Below are 20790 nucleotides of genomic sequence, written 5' to 3' on the forward strand. Positions count from 1 at the left end.
ACACAATATATAGGAAGAAGGGGTAAAATGAATCAAATCGAAGAAGCATTAACGGGTTTGATTTCTAAAGATCCTGCTATTGTTAACGAAAATGCCAACAAAGATAGTGATACATTTTCAACAATGAGAGATTTAACAGCAGGTATCGTTTCTAAATCTTACGCATTAAATCATTTATTACCAAAGCACGTTGCAGATGCACATCAAAGAGGGGACATACATTTTCACGACTTAGATTATCATCCATTCCAACCGTTAACAAACTGTTGTTTAATAGATGCTAAAAATATGCTACATAATGGATTTGAAATAGGCAACGCGAATGTAACTTCACCAAAATCAATACAAACTGCATCAGCGCAGCTTGTACAAATTATAGCCAATGTTTCTAGCAGTCAATATGGTGGCTGTACGGTTGACCGCGTTGACGAATTACTTAGTACATATGCACGACATAATGAAGAACAACATAGGAATATCGCAAAGCAATTTGTCAAAGAATCTGAAATCGACCGTTATGTTGATCAACAAGTCACTAAAGACATCAATGATGCGATTGAAAGTTTAGAATATGAAATTAATACCTTATATACATCTAATGGACAGACACCTTTTGTAACATTAGGATTCGGCTTAGGTACAGATCATTTAAGTCGCAAAATTCAACAAGCTATCTTAAATACTCGTATCAAAGGCTTAGGAAAAGACCGCACGACAGCGATTTTCCCAAAACTTGTATTTTCAATTAAAAAAGGAACCAACTTTAGTCCGCAAGATCCGAACTATGACATTAAACAACTAGCATTAAAGTGTTCAACAAAACGTATGTATCCAGATATTTTAAATTATGACAAACTCGTAGAAATATTAGGTGATTTCAAAGCGCCAATGGGTTGTCGTTCATTTTTACCAAGTTGGAAAGATGCGGAAGGTCATTTTGAAAATAATGGTCGTTGTAACCTTGGTGTTGTAACGCTTAATTTACCTAGAATGGCATTAGAATCTGCTGGTAATATGACAAAATTCTGGGAAATCTTTTATGAACGTATCGATGTGTTACATGATGCATTACTTTATCGTATAAATCGTTTGAAAGATGCTGTACCGAATAACGCACCGATTTTATATAAAAGTGGCGCATTTAACTATAAATTAAAAGAAACAGATGATGTTGCTGAGTTATTTAAAAATAAACGTGCAACGATTTCAATGGGCTATATAGGGTTGTATGAAACAGCTACTGTTTTCTATGGTCCAGACTGGGAAACATCTCAAGAAGCAAAAGCATTTACGCTTGAAATTCTTAAAGAAATGAAACGTTATCAAACGAAATGGACAGAATTATATGACATTTGGTTCAGTATTTACAGTACGCCGAGTGAATCGCTAACGGATCGTTTTTGTCGTTTAGACCAAGAGAGATTTGGAGATATTAAAGACATTACAGATAAAGGATATTACCAAAACTCTTTCCATTATGATGTACGTAAAGATGTTACACCTTTTGAAAAGTTAGATTTTGAAAAAGATTATCCTTATTATGCGAGTGGTGGTTTCATTCACTATTGTGAGTATCCGAAATTGCAACACAATTTGAAAGCACTAGAAGCGGTATGGGACTACTCTTATGACAAAGTTGGTTACTTAGGTACAAATATTCCGATTGATCATTGTTATGAATGTGATTACGATGGAGATTTTGAAGCAACTGAAAAAGGATTTAAATGCCCGAACTGTGGCAATGATAATCCTAAAACAGTTGATGTCGTTAAACGAACATGTGGTTACTTAGGCAATCCAGTTCAACGTCCAGTAATTAAAGGCCGTCATAAAGAAATTTGCGCACGAGTAAAACATATGAAAGCGCCTAAAGAATGACACTTTTAGACATTAAACAAGGACAAGGTTATATTGCTAAAATAGAATCAAATAGCTTTGTTGACGGTGAAGGAGTAAGATGCAGTGTTTATGTATCAGGATGTCCATTTAATTGTGTTGGATGTTACAACAAAGCCTCACAAAAGTTCAGATATGGCGAGAAATACACTGATGAAATATTAGCAGAAATATTAGATGACTGCGATCATGATTATATATCTGGGCTAAGTCTATTAGGTGGCGAACCATTTTGTAATTTGGATATTACATTAAATCTTGTCAAAGCATTTCGAGCACGTTTTGGAAATACAAAGACAATTTGGGTATGGACTGGATTTTTATATGAATATTTAGCAAATGATTGTGCAGAACGTCGAGAGTTATTATCATACATTGACGTTTTAGTAGATGGGCTATTTATACAACACTTATTCAAACCTGATTTACCATATAAAGGTTCTTTAAATCAACGTATTATAGATGTACAACAATCACTCTCGCATGCGCGTATGATTGAATATATTGTTAGTTGAATATGTATTAGAAGTCAAGGTAACATGCGTTGCCTTGGCTTCTTTTTAGGTTAGGTACATAATTGAAAGTTAATAAAAGCAATTTTTTAGAAAAATATATTGATAGAATATGACCTAACAATCATTTTGATACCAATACTAAAAGTTGCATATCCGTTTTTTAAAAAAGTTGAAAGAAAAAAGTGGTATTTTAGTGGGAAGGAAGTCTAACTTTTTGGTAGCGTTTTACAATAAATAAATATTCGTTAATAACGTATAAATATTCTTAAATGCCATTCTAGTAAAATTTGTTAAATTCGTTAAATCGTAACTTAACACTGTTGTTTTAGCGCTATTAAGGTTTTGTTTATTACGGGAAAAATTATATAAATATTCAATAATTGCCAAGTTTCAAATTGTATGAAATTTGCATTATTATTAAATGTTAGTTATTGTCAATTTTGTGAATCAATATAATTATTACATTTTGAGATAAATCGAAACAGGATTCATAAAATTAATAATTAGGGGGAGCACAATTGAAAAAAGAGAAAGTTATGGACTGGACGACCTTTATAGGGACAGTAGCTGTACTTCTTTTTGCAGTTATACCTATGATGGCTTTTCCAAAAGCAAGTGAAGATATCATCACTGGTATTAATAGTGCCATTTCTGATTCAATTGGTTCGATATATTTATTTATGGGGCTGGCGATTTTTTGCTTTGTAATGTATATCGCATTTGGTAAATATGGTAATGTCACACTTGGTAAAGCAAGTGATAAACCAGAATTTAATACATTTACATGGGCTGCAATGCTGTTTTGTGCAGGCATAGGCTCTGATATTTTATACTGGGGCGTTATTGAATGGGCTTTTTACTATCAAGTTCCACCAAATGGCGCGAAAAGTATGAGTGATGAAGCACTCCAATATGCGACGCAATATGGTATGTTCCACTGGGGGCCAATTGCTTGGGCTATTTATGTTCTACCAGCATTACCAATTGGTTATTTAGTATTTGTTAAAAAACAACCGGTGTATAAAATTAGTCAAGCTTGTCGTCCGATTTTAAAAGGTCAAACAGATAAATTTGTAGGTAAAGTTGTAGATATCTTATTTATCTTTGGATTGCTAGGTGGTGCGGCAACATCACTAGCGTTAGGTGTGCCATTAATTTCTGCAGGCATAGAAAGATTAACTGGTTTAGATGGTAAAAATATGATTTTACGTTCGGCCATTTTATTAACAATCACGGTTATATTTGCCATTAGTTCATATACAGGATTGAAAAAAGGTATTCAAAAGTTAAGTGATATCAACGTTTGGCTATCATTTGTACTTTTAGCCTTTATATTTATTATTGGACCGACTGTTTTTATTATGGAAACGACAGTGACAGGGTTCGGAAATATGTTGAGAGATTTTTTCCATATGGCAACATGGTTAGAACCATTCGGTGGTATTAAAGGTCGAAAAGAAACGAATTTCCCACAAGACTGGACAATATTCTACTGGTCATGGTGGTTAGTATATGCGCCATTTATCGGTTTATTTATCGCTAGAATTTCAAAAGGTCGACGCCTTAAAGAAGTCGTGCTAGGAACAATTATTTATGGAACGCTTGGATGCGTATTATTCTTTGGTATTTTTGGTAACTATGCTGTGTATTTACAAATTTCTGGACAGTTTAATGTAACACAATATTTAAATACACATGGTACAGAGGCAACCATTATTGAAGTGGTGCATCATTTACCATTCCCATCATTGATGATTGTACTATTCTTAGTATCTGCTTTCTTATTCTTAGCAACAACATTTGATTCGGGTTCATATATTTTAGCGGCAGCATCTCAGAAAAAAGTGGTAGGCGAACCATTACGTGCCAATCGTTTATTCTGGGCATTTGCATTGTGCTTATTGCCATTTTCATTGATGCTAGTTGGTGGCGAACGTGCATTAGAAGTATTGAAAACTGCTTCAATACTGGCAAGTGTGCCATTAATTGTTATTTTTATTTTCATGATGATATCATTTTTAATCATTTTAGGGCGCGATAGAATTAAACTTGAAACGCGTGCTGAAAAATTAAAAGAAGTTGAACGTCGTTCATTGCGAATCGTTCAAGTATCAGAAGAAGAACAAGACGATAATTTATAATTAAATAAATAGCACATAAGACTTTGATTTTTAAAAGTAAATAATTGATTGTCATATAAAACAAAAACGGTAATTTCTATTTATTGAGATAGAAATTACCGTTTATTTCGTGGACCTGTTGCATTGTTTTCATCATGCATAATCATCATTGTCGTTGTTTGAGTCAATTTTAATTTTCAGAATCAGAAGGTTGTTCTGGAATTGGGAAATATTTGAAAATTTCACCGCTTTCAATCGCTTCGGTTAACTGTTCTAACCATTCGTAATAAACATGTGTATGATCAAGCTGAGCTTTAATTTTTTGTGCCTCTTGTGTTTCAGCTTCAGTTAAATCACTGCTTTCAAGTAATGGATTGATAATAGCTTGAGCATCTTTTACTGCTTCGACATTGATATCAATTTCACGCTGGAATTTTTTAGTGAAAAAGTTTCGGAAAAAGATGAAAAAGTCTTTCTCGGCGATAAAATGTTGTTTGCGGCTTCCTCTCGTAAATTGTTGTTTAACAATATCAAATTCCTGCAATTTCTTAACGCCAGCACTCATACTTGGTTTGCTCATTTGCAATTGATGACGCATTTCATCAAGCGTCATACTGCCTTCAAACACCATAGTGCCATATAAGTTTCCTACACTTCTATTAGTGCCATACAAATCCATTGTCTGTCCAATTGAATTAATTACAATATCTTTTGCTTGTTCTAATTGTTGCTGTTTGTTCTGAGAACGAGTCATCATTGCACCTCCGTACATCATTTTGGTCACGTTAAAATAAATACTAATACATTATAAAACCTTTTCTAAAAAAAGACATTAAAAATATTTAAAGCATTAAAGTTAAATGTTTCGTTAAATAAAAATCTAACGAACTTACAAAACTTAATTCTTTAGTTGTTTTGTAAATTGACACATTTTTCATTTCTATGCTAACATAAGTTTGTAAAATTCGTTAAATAAAAATTTAACAAACTTAACGGAGGTTGTTGAATGGAACTTTTAAAACATTTATCTCAGCGTCAATATATTGATGGTGAGTGGGTTGAAAGCGCGAATAAAAATACAAGAGATATTATCAATCCTTACAATCAAGAAGTGATATTTACGGTTTCTGAAGGGACAAAAGAGGATGCAGAACGTGCAATCTTAGCTGCAAGACGTGCGTTTGAGTCTGGTGAATGGTCGCAAGAAACTGCTGAAACAAGAGGTAAAAAAGTACGTGCCATCGCGGACAAGATTAAAGAACATCGCGAAGCGTTAGCACGATTAGAAACATTAGATACTGGAAAAACGTTAGAAGAATCATATGCAGATATGGATGATATTCATAATGTGTTTATGTATTTTGCTGGATTAGCAGATAAAGACGGTGGCGAAATGATTGATTCACCAATTCCAGATACAGAAAGCAAAATTGTTAAAGAACCAGTAGGTGTAGTTACACAAATTACACCTTGGAATTATCCGTTATTACAAGCATCATGGAAAATTGCGCCTGCGCTTGCTACGGGTTGTTCACTAGTTATGAAACCAAGTGAAATTACACCATTAACAACAATACGTGTTTTTGAATTAATGGAAGAAGTTGGTTTCCCTAAAGGAACAATTAATCTTATTCTAGGTGCAGGTTCTGAAGTTGGTGACGTAATGTCAGGTCATAAAGAGGTTGACCTTGTATCATTTACAGGTGGCATTGAGACTGGTAAGCATATTATGAAAAATGCTGCTAATAATGTTACGAATATTGCCTTGGAACTTGGCGGTAAAAATCCAAACATTATCTTTGATGATGCTGATTTTGAATTGGCGGTAGACCAAGCGTTAAATGGTGGATATTTCCATGCAGGTCAAGTTTGTTCAGCAGGATCAAGAATATTAGTACAAAACAGTATTAAAGACAAATTTGAGCAAGCACTTATTGATCGCGTGAAAAAAATTAAATTAGGTAATGGTTTTGATGCTGATACTGAAATGGGACCAGTGATTTCAACAGAACATCGTAATAAGATCGAATCTTATATGGATGTAGCTAAAGCAGAAGGCGCAACAATTGCTGTTGGTGGTAAACGTCCAGATAGAGATGATTTAAAAGATGGTCTATTCTTCGAGCCAACAGTCATTACAAATTGTGATACGTCAATGCGTATTGTACAAGAAGAGGTTTTCGGACCTGTCGTTACTGTAGAAGGCTTTGAAACTGAACAAGAAGCGATTCAATTAGCGAATGATTCTATATATGGTTTAGCAGGTGCTGTATTTTCTAGAGATATTGGAAAAGCACAACGCGTTGCTAACAAGTTGAAACTTGGAACGGTGTGGATTAATGATTTCCATCCATATTTTGCACAAGCGCCATGGGGTGGATACAAACAATCAGGTATCGGTAGAGAATTAGGCAAAGAAGGCTTAGAAGAGTACCTTGTTTCAAAACACATTTTAACAAATACAAATCCACAATTAGTGAATTGGTTTAGCAAATAAAAATTAGATAAGGTGAGTGCCATTGTAAGAACACAAGACACTCACTTTGTTTTGTATAAGTGGCGAAATGTTGATTGATAATTTGGACTAAACGCAAAATGAATCATAGATTATTTCATGACTGTTAGTAACAATCGTAAAAGGAAAAGCGAGTGTTTTGGTTAGCTAAGTTTAGCAATTCAACGATAACCAATCAGCCACTAACAAATATTTCATGCAATACTCACTTTGAAATACAACAAACTTTGGAGGTCATAACGATGAGTAACAAAAACAAATCATATGATTATGTCATCATTGGAGGAGGCAGTGCAGGTTCTGTACTAGGTAATCGTCTGAGTGAAGATAAAGATAAAGAAGTCTTAGTATTAGAAGCGGGTCGCAGTGATTATTTTTGGGATTTATTTATCCAAATGCCTGCTGCGTTAATGTTCCCTTCAGGCAATAAATTTTACGATTGGATTTATTCAACAGATGAAGAACCACATATGGGCGGTCGTAAAGTAGCACATGCCCGAGGTAAAGTTTTAGGTGGATCAAGTTCGATTAATGGCATGATTTACCAACGTGGTAATCCAATGGACTATGAAGGCTGGGCAGAACCAGAAGGTATGGAAACTTGGGATTTTGCGCACTGTTTACCGTATTTTAAAAAATTAGAAAAAACATACGGTGCAGCGCCTTATGATAAATTTAGAGGCCATGATGGACCAATTAAGTTAAAACGAGGGCCAGCAACGAATCCTTTATTCCAGTCATTCTTTGATGCAGGTGTTGAAGCAGGCTATCATAAAACACCTGATGTGAATGGATTTAGACAAGAAGGTTTTGGACCGTTCGATAGTCAAGTACATCGTGGTCGCCGAATGTCAGCTTCAAGAGCATATTTACATCCAGCGATGAAGCGTAAAAACTTAACCGTTGAAACACGTGCCTTTGTAACTGAAATTCATTATGAAGGTAGAAGAGCAACTGGTGTTACGTATAAGAAAAATGGCAAACTACATACCATCGATGCTAATGAAGTCATTTTGTCTGGTGGGGCATTCAATACGCCACAATTACTACAATTATCTGGTATCGGTGATTCAGAGTTCCTAAAATCAAAAGGCATTGAGCCACGTGTTCATTTACCTGGTGTGGGTGAAAACTTTGAAGATCACTTAGAGGTATACATTCAACATAAATGTAAGGAACCTGTATCATTACAGCCAAGCTTAGATATCAAGCGCATGCCATTTATTGGTTTACAATGGATTTTCACACGTAAAGGTGCAGCAGCATCTAACCATTTTGAAGGTGGCGGATTTGTACGTTCAAATAACGAAGTTGATTATCCTAACTTAATGTTCCATTTCTTACCAATAGCTGTAAGATATGATGGTCAAAAGGCAGCGGTCGCACATGGTTATCAAGTTCACGTAGGACCAATGTATTCAAACTCTCGTGGTAGCTTGAAAATCAAATCTAAAGATCCATTCGAAAAACCAAGTATCCGCTTTAATTATTTATCAACAGAAGAAGATAAAAAAGAATGGGTAGAAGCAATTCGTGTAGCAAGAAATATTTTATCTCAAAAAGCAATGGATCCATTCAATGGTGGAGAAATTTCACCAGGACCAGAAGTGCAAACAGACGAAGAAATTCTTGATTGGGTTCGTAGAGATGGTGAAACAGCATTACACCCATCTTGTAGTGCTAAAATGGGTCCTGCTTCAGATCCAATGGCAGTAGTTGACCCGTTAACAATGAAAGTCCACGGTATGGAAAATTTACGTGTAGTTGATGCATCAGCTATGCCACGTACGACAAATGGCAATATACACGCACCTGTTTTAATGTTAGCTGAAAAAGCAGCAGATATTATACGTGGCAGAAAGCCTTTAGAGCCACAATATATTGATTATTATAAGCATGGTGTTCATGATGAAAATGAAGGTGCAATCGAAGTAAAACCATACGCTAAATAAATGTATATAGTAGACTCTTAGTCTGGCATCTATTGTATTGGTGCCAGGCTTTTTGCGTTTTATCTAAATGAGAAGTTAATGTGTTGTTCAAAAACGATGTGTGAGTATATGAACTGAAAATAGAGTTAATTTTACATTGTGATGATTAATTGACCTAATTGGCAGACATTAAAAGAGTGTAGAACTTTAAAAAGTTCACTAAATAGACATTTAATTGTGTTTTCTTGAAAGCTTTCGTGGTAGGATTTATATAAGTAAATTGAGAGAAGGAATACTATGAGCTTTTACGAATATATACAAACATTTAAAGATGATAAAACACCATTAGGCGAATTAGCGATTTGGATTAAAGAAGATGATTCATTCCCAAAACAAGAGAAGCTAACAGAAAACATTTTGTCTTATTTTCATCAAATGTCCAATATAGATCATGAGTTTTTAGAAATTGTAAAAAGATCACTTTCTCTGTATGATCAATTAAAATCGTAAAATCAGAAATAAAGTTAGCTAAAATAAAAAGCCGGTAATTTCACAGATGAAGTTGTCGGCTATTTTCATGACTAGTGTTAAATAATGATCATGAAATTGAAGACACAAAAATAGTGTGCGATTCCTGTACCCATTTGTATGAAATATTAATACTTTTTACAAAGTCGTATCTTTTAAAAAGAAGCCAAACTATGATTGTAATTAATAAATACGGGAATGAATTAGTAATAGATATAAAGTAATATGACCAAAAATATAAATGAAATGAAGGCATTTATTATGAACATTTATGATGAATATAGAAGTTATGTAATAGAAGAACTGGATGATTGTCTCACAATACAAAAAAATAATGACACTGCATATTACGATGTGCTAGAAGCGATAAATGATTTATCAAATGATTCATTATGTGTGTTAAATCATTTATATATTAACGAAGGACAAGAAGAAACATTCGAGCAAAAATTTTTGCGACGTAATAAGCATTTAAAAAACGTTGATGGGTTTAAAGCATTAAGGTTTTTAAGACCTAGAACAGCTGGTAGACACTATATCATTATTACGCTGTGGGAAAATAGGAAAGCATTTTATCATTGGCAAAATTCAGCTGAGTACAAGCATACACACAAGCATCGTGGCACTTCGAAAGGTGCAGATGTAAAAATAATTAATCGTGAATTATCATACAATATTCGTATTGAATTAGCTGATATGGTCTAGCCCGAGATATCAACCCTCAATCATTTGAAAGTCCTTGAATGCTACGTCATGGCAAAGTGTAGTGTCGAGGACTTTGGTATTTAACCCTATTTAATTGAAAATTCTGTAAAGATAGGCGTATGATATATATAATTCATTTATAAAATTACAATGTTCATCACAGGAAAAGTGGATGTATGAAAGGAAGTTAGTTATGCAAAAGTCAGCTCTATTCGCGCCTGAAAAATATAACATTATTTCGGAAATCGAAAAATATAGCCACATACCAGATAAAAAGGCAATTTTATATCATAATACTGAAGGCGAAGATATATCAGTCACTTACCAACAGCTCATTGAACAGTCTAATAAAGTAGGCAATGTTTTAGCATCGCACGGTTTATCTAAAGGTGATAAAGTACTCATTATGATGCCACGATCTATTGCGACGTATGAATTATATATTGCTGCTTTAAAATTAGGTGTCGCAATCATTCCATGTTCTGAAATGCTAAGAACTAAAGATTTACAATACCGTATCACACATGGTGAAATTAATGCAGTTATTGCACTAGAGCCATTCACAGTTGAATTTGAAAAAATTAAAGGATATGATGCGTTAACTAAATTTGTTATTGCCGGTCAAAAAGATGGATGGATTTCACTTGAAGCTGAAAAAGAAAACGCAAGTAACAAACTAGAAATGGCAGATACGACGCGAGATGATACAGCGATTTTGTCATATACATCTGGTACAACTGGCAATCCTAAAGCCGTTACACATTGTCATGGATGGGGATTTGCACATTTACAAATGGCACCAAAACATTGGTTATGTATTAATGAAGATGACTTAGTTTGGGCAACAGCAGCACCAGGTTGGCAAAAATGGGTATGGAGTCCTTTCTTATCTGTATTAGGTTCAGGTGCAACTGCTTTTGTATTTAATGGAAGATTCAGTCCTGAAACATACTTAGAATTGCTTCAAAAATATCAAATTAATGTTTTATGTTGTACACCGACAGAATATCGTATGATGGCTAAATTACAGAACTTAAATGATTATGACTTAACGCATTTACATAGTGCCGTTTCTGCAGGTGAGCCACTAAATCGAGAAGTAGTTGAACAATTCAAGAAATACTTTAATTTAACTGTAAGAGATGGATATGGCCAGACTGAAAGTACCTTGCTTATAGGCTTTTTAAAAGATACACCACAAAGGATTGGATCAATGGGTAAAGGCATTCCGGGTAGTTCGGTCACTGTAGTAGATGATGAGGGGAATAGCGTACCTGCTAATACGGAAGGGAATATTGCAGTACCACTTGATTTGCCAGCACTTTTCAAAGGATATTATAAGGAGCCAGAACGTACGGCGAAAGCGCAAACAGGTAAATACTACATCACTGGTGACTTAGCTCATGTAGATGATGATGGTTATTTCTGGTTTGAAGGACGTCGAGATGACATTATTATTAGTTCAGGCTATACGATTGGGCCTTTTGAAGTTGAAGATGCGTTAACGAATCATCCAGCCGTTAAAGAATGTGCTGTAGTAGCAAAACCTCATGATATACGAGGCAATATTGTGAAAGCATTCGTTATTTTACAAGACCATACTGCGGGTGATGATACGTTAGTTAAAGAACTACAACAATTTGTTAAAAATGAAGTTGCACCATATAAATATCCGAGAGAGATTGAATTCGTTGACGACTTACCAAAAACAAACTCAGGTAAAATTCGTCGTGTTGAACTACGAGATGCTGAAATAGAAAAATGGCAACAACAAAAAGATAGCAATCAATAAACATAGCAAAGCAGTCCAATGCGTAAGGTATGATGATACGCACTGGACTGCTTGTTTATTTATGATGTTCTTTGTCGTCTAGTTATAAATAATAAAATTAGTTTAGAAACAAGCGCAACCAGTATTAAGAATGAGAAAATATAAGATGTTAAACCTCGAATATCCCAATTTAATAAAAATACATTACTATCACCGGCATTAAGTTGAAACTCAGTGTGTGTTAAAATAATAATTACAATACCTATAAGTGCAAGATTCAAAATAATTTTCAATATTAAAGGTAATTGAAGTGGTTTTCTTGGATGCATGTGTATTGAATCTCCTTTTTATGATTGATTTTACACTTATATTGTATCAAAATAGAGTATAGGTTTAAAATGCTATAAGCCAAATGTAGATTAAAACAATCGTTAGCTATTTGTTGTCAAATAATTATGATTGATTTGATATTTATCTTCTATGAATAAAAGATTTAATATATTGCAAAGTTAATGAATAATTATAATTTACATTTACCACTGCTTGCTTTAACATATACATGTAAGCACTAACTATAGTATTTTGTTACAGCGTATCAATTAAAACAGGAAGTTATCTATGGCGTTGATATTTTAAAGAAATATGTCAGTTTTATGTAACTTTCATATTGATGATACACATTTACAATTTTTGGAGAGGTGAAACCAATGGCTAAGTCTAATAGTAAAGACATCGTTTTAATTGGAGCCGGTGTACTTAGCACAACATTTGGTTCAATGTTAAAAGAAATTGAGCCAGACTGGAATATCCACGTTTACGAACGCTTGGATCGTCCTGCAATCGAAAGTTCAAACGAAAGAAATAATGCTGGTACGGGTCATGCAGCATTATGTGAGTTGAACTACACAGTTTTACAACCTGATGGTTCTATCGACATCGAAAAAGCGAAAGTGATTAACGAAGAGTTTGAGATTTCAAAACAATTCTGGGGTCACTTAGTGAAAAGCGGTAGCATCGAGAATCCAAGAGAATTTATCAATCCATTACCACACATCAGTTATGTTAGAGGTAAAAACAATGTTAAATTCTTAAAAGATCGTTACGAAGCGATGAAAGCTTTCCCTATGTTCGATAATATCGAATATACTGAAGACATCGAAGTAATGAAAAAATGGATTCCATTGATGATGAAAGGCCGTGAAGATAACCCTGGTATCATGGCGGCAAGTAAAATTGACGAAGGTACAGATGTAAACTTCGGTGAATTAACACGTAAAATGGCTAAAAGCATTGAAGCACATCCAAATGCTACAGTGCAATTTAACCATGAAGTTGTTGATTTTGAACAATTATCAAATGGTCAATGGGAAGTTACTGTTAAAAATCGCCTAACTGGTGAGAAATTCAAACAAGTAACTGACTATGTATTCATCGGTGCTGGCGGTGGAGCAATTCCATTATTACAAAAAACAGGTATCCCTGAAAGTAAGCATTTAGGTGGATTCCCTATCAGTGGTCAATTCTTAGCTTGTACAAACCCACAAGTTATTGAACAACACGATGCCAAAGTTTATGGTAAAGAGCCACCTGGTACACCACCAATGACAGTACCTCATTTAGATACGCGTTACATTGATGGTCAAAGAACATTATTATTTGGACCATTTGCTAATGTTGGACCTAAATTCTTGAAAAATGGTTCTAACTTAGATTTATTCAAATCAGTTAAAACATACAACATTACAACTTTATTAGCAGCAGCAGTTAAAAACTTACCTTTAATTAAATACTCATTTGACCAAGTGATTATGACAAAAGAAGGTTGTATGAACCACTTACGTACTTTCTATCCAGAAGCACGTAATGAAGATTGGCAATTATACACTGCTGGTAAACGTGTACAAGTTATCAAAGATACACCTGAACACGGTAAAGGATTCATCCAATTCGGTACAGAAGTGGTTAACTCACAAGACCATACTGTAATCGCATTATTAGGTGAATCACCAGGGGCTTCAACTTCAGTTTCAGTTGCGTTAGAAGTATTAGAACGTAACTTCCCTGAATACAAAACTGAATGGGCACCTAAAATCAAGAAAATGATTCCATCATACGGTGAATCATTAATTGAAGACGAAAAATTAATGAGAAAAATCCGTAAACAAACTTCAAAAGACTTAGAATTAGGTTACTACGAAAACTAAATTCTAATAGCTATATTTAAAATCGGGCAACTGAGAAATCTTATAGATTTTTCAGCTGTCCGATTTTTTACGTAATCTAATACATACGGCAAAATCAACTTTAATCAAAAAAGACTCATACACAATGCCCTTAAAGCACATGTATGAGTCCATTTTAGTAGTTTATATCAAAAAATAGTTTAATGTATAAATTAGTTTTTGTTTACAGATGCGTCGTAGATTGATTCTACAGCATCACCTAAAGCTTTATCGAATTCTTCTTTAGATTGATCAGCTCTTAAATCACTAGCTAATGCACGTGAGAAACTTGCGATAAGTTCAGCGTTATCTTTAAGTAATTCATTTGCTTTTTCTCTGCTGTAACCACCTGATAATACAACGACACGAACAACATTAGGATGTTCAGCTAACTCTTTGTATAAGTTTGGTTCAGTAGGAATTGTTAATTTCAACATTACTAATTGATCAGCATTTAAGCTATCTAAACCTTTTTTAAGTTCAGCTTTTAATACTTTTTCAATTTCAGCTTTGTCTTTTGCATTAATATTAACTTCTGGTTCGATAATTGGAACTAAACCTTTAGCAATAATTTGTTTAGCAACTTCAAATTGTTGTTCAACAACGTCTTTGATACCTTGCTCATTTAATTCTAAAATGTTAGAACGCATTTTTGTACCAAAAATGTGACGTTCGTTTGCACGGTCTAATAAACTGTCTAAGTTGTCGATTGGTTTCATTAATTGAACACCATTTTGCTCTTCAGCAAGACCTTTGTCTACTTTTAAGAACGGAACAACACCTTTATCAGCTAAGTAATCTGCAGTGTATTTGCCTTCTACTTCGCGATCCATTGTTTGTTCGAAAAGAATAGCACCCAAAATTTTATCTGGTGAGAATGAAGGTGAAGTTACCACACGTGTACGCATATCGTGAACAAGTTGGAACATTTCGTCTTCATTGCTATATTGATCTTCGTTTACACCATATTCTTTAAGTGCTTTTGGTGTACTACCACCACTTTGGTCTAATGCGGCAATAAAGCCTTTTCCATTTTTCATTTTTTCTAATTGCTCTTTATTCATACTTTCCACTCCTTAACTTTTCAATACACCTCCAGTATGATAAAAATGAGAACATTTCTCAAGTCATAAACCTTGAAAAGTGTATAAAATGTGAAAAATAATTGTCAGTTTAATTAAAAATATTATTTTATTCTAGGTATGACTAACGCTATTAATGACATAAAGAAAATATGTGTAATAATCCAACCGATTAATTCTGTCACACTAAATTGAAAAATTGGACGTTGCGCAATAAATACTAAAAAGGGATACAATGCTATAAATAAGAAAAATAAAGGGATATAACATAGATAGTAAAGCCTTTTAGAAGTATGAAACAGCAACACAAATATAAAATAAATGACGCTACCAATTAGTAAGTGACATATTATTTCTAGAATATATGGTGTATTGTCAGAAGGAATTAGAAAATCTAAATTCAATAATAAAGCTTTTAAATGTGATTGATTGCTTATTAAGTCAAACAACATGGTCATCCATAGCAACATGAATGATATGAAAATAGCAGCAATGAAATGGAACAATACTTTTAAACGCATTCGTATCACCTCAGAGTCAAATGAAATATAGTAAACAATTCCCTAATCGAACAAAATTATGCGCATAAACAAAGTAGATTGATATAAAATTCTTAATTATCAGAATATATTTACAAATCTGAATTTTATTAGTATATTGGATAGTATTCATAGAGGCATGACGGTATTTGAGCAGGATTTTAAATCGGATTTTATAATCGATTTAAGAGAGGCCACTTTGCTTGCACATTAATACTGTCAATGGGAGGGGAATGTATATGAGTAAAGCACATCAATTAATTCAAGAGGATGAACATTATTTTGCGAAATCAGGACGTATTAAATATTATCCGTTAGTGATTGATCATGGATATGGAGCAACATTGGTTGATATTGAGGGGAAGACATATATCGATTTGTTATCGAGTGCGAGTTCTCAAAACGTAGGTCATGCACCTAGAGAAGTAACAGAAGCGATAAAGGCACAAGTTGATAAATTTATTCATTATACACCAGCATATATGTATCATGAACCGTTGGTACGTTTAGCTAAGAAGCTTTGTCAGATTGCACCTGGAGATTTTGAAAAAAGAGTGACCTTCGGATTAACCGGATCAGACGCAAATGATGGCATCATTAAATTTGCCAGAGCATATACAGGGCGTCCTTATATCATTAGTTTCACTAATGCATATCATGGTTCAACTTTTGGCTCATTGTCTATGTCAGCTATTAGTTTAAATATGCGCAAACATTATGGTCCGTTATTGAATGGTTTTTATCATATTCCGTTTCCAGATAAATATCGTGGTATGTACGAGCAGCCACAAGCTAATTCAGTAGAAGAATATTTAGCACCCTTAAAAGAAATGTTTGCGAAATATGTACCTGCTGATGAAGTAGCATGTATTGTTATTGAAACGATACAAGGCGATGGTGGACTTTTAGAACCAGTTCCAGGGTATTTTGAAACGTTAGAAAAGATTTGTCGTGAACATGGTATTTTAATCGCTGTCGATGATATTCAACAAGGTTTTGGGAGAACAGGTACATGGAGTTCAGTCTCGCATTTTAATTTTACGCCCGATTTAATCACTTTTGGAAAATCCTTAGCAGGTGGTATGCCTATGTCAGCAATTGTTGGACGCAAAGAGATTATGAATTGTTTAGAAGCGCCAGCACATTTATTTACAACAGGTGCTAATCCAGTTAGTTGTGAAGCTGCATTAGCCACAATTCAAATGATTGAAGATCAGTCGCTTCTTCAGGCTAGTGCGGAAAAAGGGGAATATGTTAGGAAACGAATGGATCAATGGGTATCTAAATACAATAGTGTAGGCGATGTTAGAGGTAAAGGTCTGAGCATTGGTATTGATATTGTTTCCGACAAAAAACTCAAAACACGTGATGCCAGTGCGGCACTTAAAATTTGTAATTACTGCTTTGAGCATGGCGTAGTTATTATAGCTGTAGCAGGAAATGTGTTGCGATTCCAACCGCCATTGGTAATAACATATGAGCAATTAGACACGGCGTTAAACACTATAGAAGATGCACTGACTGCTTTGGAAGCAGGTAACTTAGATCAATATGACATATCTGGACAAGGTTGGTAATAGCGATTATCTTAATATAAAATAAAAAATCATTTCCACATCTGGATGTTAATCAGATGGGAAATGATTTTTTTGATTTTTATTTTGGTGGGTGGTATTCAGCTACGTCATTTTTCTTAGAATGTCTAAGTCCATAACTTAAATATAGAATGATACCAACAATAAACCAAATTAAAGTGTATAATTTCGCTTCGAATCCTAATCCCCAGAATACTAGCAATACTAAAACAAATGTAACTGCTGGTAACACAGGATATAAAGGTAATTTAAATGCAGGAATTGGTAGATCTTTACCTTCACGCTTTCTCAAACGATACATTGCTAATGAAACGAACATAAATGCAACAAGTGTACCTGCTGAAATTAATTGTGCTAAAAATGCGAATGGGAACATAGAACCAATTAAAACACCAATAATAGTAAGTATAACTAGTGCGCGATTAGGTAAATGTTTGTCGTTTAAATGGCTTAACCATGAAGGTAATAAGCCGTCACGTCCAAATGAATAAAGTAAACGTGAGCCTGCTAACATCATACCAATTAATGCTGTAAACATACCGATTACAGAGATAGCTTGAACAATAGCTGCTACAACACCATGACCACTTTGACGTAAAGCCCAACCAACAGGTTCAGCATTGTTTGCGTATTGTGAGTAATGGAACATACCAACTAACACAAGTGCTACAGCAATAAATAATACGATAGCAACACTTAAAGAACCAAGAATACCTCTAGGCATTGTCTTTTGAGGGTCAAGTGCTTCTGCTGAGTTTGCTGCGATAGAATCGAAACCGATATACGCTAAGAAAATCATTGAAACACCAGCATATATGCCTTGCCAACCACCAAAGTCACCTGTAGCAGTTACTTTGTGTTCTGGAATAAATGGCACATAGTTACTAACATTTATTGCTGTTAAACCTACGATGACAAATAAAATAATAGCTAATACTTTTAAAATAACTAAAATATTTTCCATGCGTGCTGCTTCTGACATACCACGTGATAGTAATAATGCAGTTAATAAAATAACGATAGCAGCAATAATATCGATAAAACCGCCATTCGTACCAAATGGATTTGATAATGCTGCTGGTAATTCGATGCCAATTGGTTTCACAAGTCCGCGTAAATTCGCTGAGAATCCTGATGCAACAAAGGCTACGGCGATAAAATATTCAGCTAATAGAGCCCAACCGGCAACCCATCCAAAGAATTCACCAAATAATACATTGACCCAAGAATAGGCTGAACCTGCAAATGGCATAGCGGCAGCCATTTCTGCATAAGTAAATGCAACTAAACCAGCAACAATAGCTGCGAGTAAGAATGATAACGCAACTGCCGGCCCTGCATGCTGTGCAGCAACAATGCCAGGTAGCGTAAAGATAGATGTCGATACAATTGTTCCAACACCTAAAGCTAAGAAATCACGCACCCGAAGTGTACGCTTTAAATGACCATCTTTATTTTGATAGATAGCCGGATCCTCTTTTCGTGCTATTTTATTGAAAAAACTTCCCATAAACTTTCCTCCCAAACATTCATAAACAATTCTATACGGTGTTTTTTAATATGTTATATCATAGCACAAATAATCAATATTTTGTCTAAAAATTCTGAAAAATCACAACTTTATGTTACGTATTAATGACTTGTCTTGATAACATCCGTAGATTTTTTAAATGATAAAACTGATTATAACAGGTATTAAATGAATAAGTACTATTTTTTGCTAATTTTCTAACAATTTTGCACATTATATTTTTAAAATCAATTTCATGTTTATGTCTGATTGGTTAGTGTGTATGAAATGTAATTCTTTGACTATAAAAAGATGCATCAAATATGATGAGGGTAAGGCGGAAAATAGGAGGTTATATAGTAAGTCATTTAAGTCGAATAGCCATCCTTTTTAAATTGAAAAAAATAGAAAGCTCAATAGTTTGTTAAAGCCTTTAAATAGCGTCATTATGCAATTTTAGAATGCTAAAAATTGTCACAAATTTCAAATTACGTGCTAAAGCTTGAGATATCAATATTTATTGGCGATAGAGTGTAATTTGACTCCGCTTACATCTCAGTTTTATGTTTGTAATTTGGTAGCATAATATTATAATAAAATAAAATTGTTAATCTTTAATTTCAGTATAGATATTTTTACGTGTAGTCACGTGTAAAATAAATTCAATTAGGTTAGGAGACATAATTATGAAAACATTTGGTAAAAAGGTTGTATTAATCGGAGATGGATCTGTAGGATCAAGCTATGCCTTTGCAATGGTTACGCAAGGTGTTGCTGATGAATTTGTAATTATTGACATTGCAAAAGACAAAGTAAAAGCAGATGTTCAAGATTTAAACCATGGTACAGTCCACAGTCCTTCACCAGTTGATGTGAAAGCAGGTGAATACGAAGACTGTAAAGATGCAGATTTAGTTGTTATTACAGCTGGTGCACCTCAAAAGCCAGGTGAAACACGTTTACAATTAGTTGAAAAAAATACTAAGATTATGAAGAGCATTGTTAAGAGTGTAATGGATAGCGGCTTTGATGGATATTTCTTAATCGCGGCAAACCCTGTAGACATTTTAACAAGATTTGTAAAAGAATATACTGGATTGCCAGCAGAGCGTGTTATCGGTTCAGGTACTGTATTGGACAGTGCACGTTTACAATATTTAATTAGCCAAGAACTTGGTGTTGCACCTTCAAGTGTTGACGCTAGTATTATTGGTGAGCATGGTGATACTGAACTTGCAGTTTGGTCACAAGCAAATGTAGCAGGTATTTCAGTATATGACACATTAAAAGAACAAACTGGTAGCGAAGCTAAAGCGGAAGAAATTTATGTAAATACACGTGACGCTGCTTATGAAATTATCCAAGCTAAAGGGTCAACATACTATGGTATTGCATTAGCATTGATGCGCATTTCAAAAGCCATTTTAAATAATGAAAATAATGTCTTAAATGTTTCTATACAATTAGATGGTCAATATGGCGGTCACAAAGGCGTTTACTTAGGTGTACCGACATTGGTTAACCAACATGGCGCAGTTAAAATTTATGAAATGCCATTAAGTGCTGAAGAACAAGCATTATTCGACAAATCAGTTAAAACATTAGAAGATACATTTGATTCAATTAAATATTTATTAGAAGACTAAGCCTATTTTAAGTATTAATTAGAAATATATTAATGGTAAGAGGATCTATTAGTGTTGCAGTAACACGTGGCACTGATAGATCCATTTTTTGTAAAAAGAAAACCATACGCTATGCGTATGGTTCAGAAAAGGTTCTACCATTGTCACAAAAAATGCATCTCTACGTGCTAGAATAAATATTGGTCAGCCAACCAAAATAATCAACACGAGGAGAT

18 protein-coding genes and 1 pseudogene are annotated in these 20790 nt (G+C 34.2%); 12 read left to right on the forward strand and 7 right to left on the reverse strand.

Features of this window, described 5'->3' with window-relative positions; translation table 11 throughout:
* Positions 1–27 precede the first annotated feature (27 nt).
* From nrdD to IDG65_RS11600, 3 genes are all read left to right on the forward strand, one after another.
* A complete protein-coding gene (gene nrdD / locus IDG65_RS11590) occupies positions 28–1878 on the forward strand; it encodes an anaerobic ribonucleoside-triphosphate reductase (RefSeq protein ID WP_001071717.1) in 1851 nt (616 codons plus the stop codon).
* Positions 1875–2411: an anaerobic ribonucleoside-triphosphate reductase activating protein gene (gene nrdG, locus IDG65_RS11595; RefSeq protein ID WP_000173329.1), complete on the forward strand. Its 537-nt coding sequence runs from the start codon at positions 1875–1877 to the stop codon at positions 2409–2411. Before nrdD ends, nrdG begins: the two co-directional genes overlap by 4 nt.
* Positions 2412–2510: 99 nt before the next feature.
* Positions 2511–2621, forward strand: coding sequence for a hypothetical protein (locus tag IDG65_RS11600; protein ID WP_001791975.1), 111 nt, complete (start codon positions 2511–2513; stop codon positions 2619–2621).
* A 15-nt stretch (positions 2622–2636) separates the two neighbouring features.
* On the opposite strand, the gene IDG65_RS11605 is transcribed toward IDG65_RS11600, so the two are convergent.
* On the reverse strand, positions 2637–2798 hold the full coding sequence (locus IDG65_RS11605; protein ID WP_001805682.1) for a hypothetical protein: 162 nt from the start codon (positions 2796–2798) through the stop codon (positions 2637–2639).
* Between the two features lie 131 nt (positions 2799–2929).
* Between IDG65_RS11605 and IDG65_RS11610 the strand changes: the two genes are divergently transcribed.
* Complete coding sequence (locus IDG65_RS11610) at positions 2930–4552, forward strand: BCCT family transporter (protein ID WP_000711870.1); 1623 nt, start codon at positions 2930–2932, stop codon at positions 4550–4552.
* Between the two features lie 169 nt (positions 4553–4721).
* On the opposite strand, the gene cudC is transcribed toward IDG65_RS11610, so the two are convergent.
* Both cudC and IDG65_RS11620 read right to left on the reverse strand, forming a co-directional pair.
* A complete protein-coding gene (cudC, locus tag IDG65_RS11615; RefSeq protein WP_000198598.1) occupies positions 4722–5285 on the reverse strand; it encodes a choline uptake/conversion transcriptional regulator CudC in 564 nt (187 codons plus the stop codon).
* A gap of 88 nt (positions 5286–5373) precedes the next feature.
* Positions 5374–5469, reverse strand: a complete 96-nt coding sequence (locus IDG65_RS11620; protein WP_031785531.1) for a hypothetical protein — start codon at positions 5467–5469, stop codon at positions 5374–5376.
* Between the two features lie 68 nt (positions 5470–5537).
* Between IDG65_RS11620 and betB the strand changes: the two genes are divergently transcribed.
* From betB to mbcS, 5 genes are all read left to right on the forward strand, one after another.
* Positions 5538–7028 carry a betaine-aldehyde dehydrogenase gene (gene betB, locus IDG65_RS11625; RefSeq protein ID WP_000421703.1) on the forward strand — a complete coding sequence of 497 codons (1491 nt, stop codon included), beginning with the start codon at positions 5538–5540 and terminating at the stop codon, positions 7026–7028.
* 260 nt (positions 7029–7288) lie between these two features.
* On the forward strand, positions 7289–8998 hold the full coding sequence (betA, locus tag IDG65_RS11630; RefSeq protein ID WP_000066519.1) for a choline dehydrogenase: 1710 nt from the start codon (positions 7289–7291) through the stop codon (positions 8996–8998).
* Between the two features lie 276 nt (positions 8999–9274).
* The gene (locus IDG65_RS11635) at positions 9275–9487 is read left to right on the forward strand and encodes a sterile alpha motif-like domain-containing protein (RefSeq protein ID WP_000011688.1); all 213 of its coding nucleotides are present in this window, start codon (positions 9275–9277) and stop codon (positions 9485–9487) included.
* Between the two features lie 279 nt (positions 9488–9766).
* Positions 9767–10210 carry an antibiotic biosynthesis monooxygenase family protein gene (locus IDG65_RS11640; protein WP_001028785.1) on the forward strand — a complete coding sequence of 148 codons (444 nt, stop codon included), beginning with the start codon at positions 9767–9769 and terminating at the stop codon, positions 10208–10210.
* A gap of 193 nt (positions 10211–10403) precedes the next feature.
* Positions 10404–12002: an acyl-CoA synthetase MbcS gene (gene mbcS, locus IDG65_RS11645; protein WP_001172344.1), complete on the forward strand. Its 1599-nt coding sequence runs from the start codon at positions 10404–10406 to the stop codon at positions 12000–12002.
* A gap of 59 nt (positions 12003–12061) precedes the next feature.
* On the opposite strand, the pseudogene IDG65_RS11650 reads toward mbcS, so the two are convergent.
* A pseudogene (locus IDG65_RS11650) lies at positions 12062–12393 on the reverse strand (hypothetical protein).
* A gap of 295 nt (positions 12394–12688) precedes the next feature.
* On the opposite strand from IDG65_RS11650, the gene lqo reads away from it, so the two are divergent.
* A complete protein-coding gene (lqo, locus tag IDG65_RS11655) occupies positions 12689–14185 on the forward strand; it encodes an L-lactate dehydrogenase (quinone) (protein ID WP_001130051.1) in 1497 nt (498 codons plus the stop codon).
* 191 nt (positions 14186–14376) lie between these two features.
* Here the strand turns inward: lqo and IDG65_RS11660 are convergent, their stop codons facing one another.
* The gene (locus IDG65_RS11660; RefSeq protein WP_001031408.1) at positions 14377–15267 is read right to left on the reverse strand and encodes a fructose bisphosphate aldolase; all 891 of its coding nucleotides are present in this window, start codon (positions 15265–15267) and stop codon (positions 14377–14379) included.
* A gap of 122 nt (positions 15268–15389) precedes the next feature.
* The gene (locus IDG65_RS11665; protein ID WP_001670198.1) at positions 15390–15806 is read right to left on the reverse strand and encodes a hypothetical protein; all 417 of its coding nucleotides are present in this window, start codon (positions 15804–15806) and stop codon (positions 15390–15392) included.
* Between the two features lie 257 nt (positions 15807–16063).
* Here IDG65_RS11665 and IDG65_RS11670 point away from each other — a divergent pair, with 257 nt between their 5' ends.
* Complete coding sequence (locus tag IDG65_RS11670) at positions 16064–17401, forward strand: aspartate aminotransferase family protein (RefSeq protein ID WP_000030075.1); 1338 nt, start codon at positions 16064–16066, stop codon at positions 17399–17401.
* A 79-nt stretch (positions 17402–17480) separates the two neighbouring features.
* Here the strand turns inward: IDG65_RS11670 and IDG65_RS11675 are convergent, their stop codons facing one another.
* Positions 17481–18929, reverse strand: a complete 1449-nt coding sequence (locus IDG65_RS11675; RefSeq protein ID WP_000534436.1) for an APC family permease — start codon at positions 18927–18929, stop codon at positions 17481–17483.
* A 686-nt stretch (positions 18930–19615) separates the two neighbouring features.
* On the opposite strand from IDG65_RS11675, the gene IDG65_RS11680 reads away from it, so the two are divergent.
* The gene (locus IDG65_RS11680; RefSeq protein ID WP_000846637.1) at positions 19616–20575 is read left to right on the forward strand and encodes an L-lactate dehydrogenase; all 960 of its coding nucleotides are present in this window, start codon (positions 19616–19618) and stop codon (positions 20573–20575) included.
* Positions 20576–20790 lie beyond the last annotated feature (215 nt).

Origin of the sequence: Staphylococcus sp. EG-SA-17, from assembly GCF_017151845.1 — a bacterium.
Classification (GTDB): Bacteria; Bacillota; Bacilli; order Staphylococcales; family Staphylococcaceae; genus Staphylococcus; species Staphylococcus aureus.